The following is a 2,190-nucleotide window of genomic DNA, read 5'->3' as shown; positions in this document are numbered from 1 at the left end:
GGCTTCGCGCATCCTATTGTTTGGAGTGGGGCGCAAAGTGGAATTTGACCTGAAGCAACGGATTTTTAAGCATTTGCTGACATTGGAACCAGCCTATTTTTCTCAGAACACGATCGGTGATTTGATTCGCCAAGGTCAAGCGCACCTCCGGACTTGCTATCATACCTTGGCGATTAGGAAATATATCAATAAGTGAAAATGAACCAATCACCAAACACTGGAACAATTTTAATCGTTGATGATAATCCCAATAATTTATCATTTCTCTACAAAACTTTGGAAAGTGCTGGGTTTCAAGTCAGAGTGGAAATGGATGGTGAAGGAACTATTGAACAAGTAGAGTATGAACCCCCTGATCTCATATTGTTAGATGTAAATATGCCCGTTATTGATGGATTTGAAACCTGCAAAAAACTCAAAAATAATCCAATATCTAAAGATATTCCCATAATTTTCATGACCGCGTTTGCTGATATAAACCATAAGATAAAAGGATTATCGTTAGGTGCAGTAGACTATATCCCAAAACCCTTTGAACAAGAAGAGGTATTAGCTAGAGTCAGGCTCCATTTAAAACTATATTTTTTGACAAAAACCCTCGCTGAACAAAATGCCTATCTCCAAGAGGCTAAAGAAAAAGCAGAAGTAGCTAACCAAGCCAAGAGTGAATTCCTAGCTAACATGAGTCATGAACTCCGTACTCCCCTCAACGGTATTCTAGGATATGCTCAAATTCTCCAACGTGATGCGGCTTTAGCCGCCTCCAAAGGTGAACGAAATTTAACCGCCAAGCAACTCGAAGGCTTAAAAATCATTCAGAAAAGCGGTAGCCATCTCTTGACTTTGATCAACGATATCTTAGACTTATCTAAAATCGAAGCTGGCAAAATGGCACTGTATCCCACAGAATTTAATTTACTAACCTTCTTAGAGGAAGTTGTTGGAATCATCCGCATGCGAGCTAGTGAAAAAAATATTGTGTTGAGATTTGAACAAAACACTAACTTACCGACTGGTGTTAAGGCAGACGAGAAACGGCTCCGACAGGTACTGATCAACTTGTTAGACAATGCAGTAAAATTTACCGACCAAGGCAATGTAACGTTCAACGTTGGAGTGATTGAAGACCAAAACCCTACCTCCCTTGATCAGGGGAAAGATTCCCAAATCCAACATCGGACGATTCGCTTCGAGGTGATTGATACCGGGATAGGAATTAGCCCTCAACAATTAGAGACTATCTTCCAACCCTTTGAACAAACGGGGGATAGCAAATATCGGGCAGCTGGAACCGGCTTAGGCTTAGCCATATCTCGGCAGTTGGTGGAATTTATGGGAAGCCAACTAAACCTTAAAAGTGAGTTAATTAAGGGGTCAATGTTTTGGTTTGATGTTGCCTTACCTGTGGTTAAAGTTACCGAAGCAAAACGGAATATTGCAGGTCTTGTGATGGGTTACCACGGAAAACGACGCAAACTGCTAGTGGTGGATGATAACAAAGAAAATCGGTTGGTATTACTCAACATGCTTGAACCCTTAGGCTTTGAAGTGGTAACCGCAGAAAATGGTCAGCAGGGATTGGATGTCGCCATAGCGATCCGACCCGATCTGATTTTGACTGATTTATTCATGCCCGTCAAAACTGCTTTTACCATGGTGCCAGAAATGCGGGAAATACCTGATCTGAAAAATGTGCCGATCATTGCCCTTTCAGGCCGTACTTTTGAAATAGTTCAGAAACAGAGTCAGATGCTGGGCTGTGAAGGTTTTCTACCGAAACCCATTGACCAGGATCGGTTACTTGGTTTGTTGGAGCAGCTGTTGCAATTGCAGTGGGTTGATGACTGAGGTACTCTAAGAACAATTTTAGTAAGCATTCAGCTATCAGCCATAAGCGGTCAGCCGTTGGCTGATAGCTGACCGCACCTCAAGTAGTGTGCGCGTAGCGCATATGCTTACCTTTCCCTTTTAACCTTTAACTTTTTTGAGATTTATTAAGTCAGTGACATACTCCCACACGCTCATCGAAGATTACAGTGTGGGCTTCTTACCAACTCCAGCCATCACTATCGGCTTTCGCCGACGCGGGGCGCGTTCGGATACACGGGTTACTTTATTAACGACACGGGATGCCCCGACCCACCGGAACAATACAATAAGTTCTATTTTTTAGGCACGTAAGTGGCTGAC

General features: G+C 42.7%; 2 protein-coding genes. Both read left to right on the top strand.

Annotated elements, in window-relative coordinates; genetic code table 11:
- Positions 1-196, top strand: a 196-nt coding sequence (locus tag F6K37_RS39115; RefSeq protein ID WP_287256621.1) for a hypothetical protein, incomplete at its 5' end; no start/stop codon positions are given.
- 2 nt (positions 197-198) lie between these two features.
- Entirely contained in the window at positions 199-1,848 is a 1,650-nt protein-coding gene (locus F6K37_RS39110) for a response regulator (protein ID WP_287256620.1), read from the top strand.
- Positions 1,849-2,190 lie beyond the last annotated feature (342 nt).

Origin of the sequence: Moorena sp. SIO4E2 (assembly GCF_010671945.1) — a bacterium.
Taxonomy (GTDB): Bacteria; Cyanobacteriota; Cyanobacteriia; order Cyanobacteriales; family Coleofasciculaceae; genus Moorena; species Moorena producens.
Note: the sequence above shows the minus strand (reverse complement) of the source record. Positions and strands in the feature narration are given on the sequence as shown.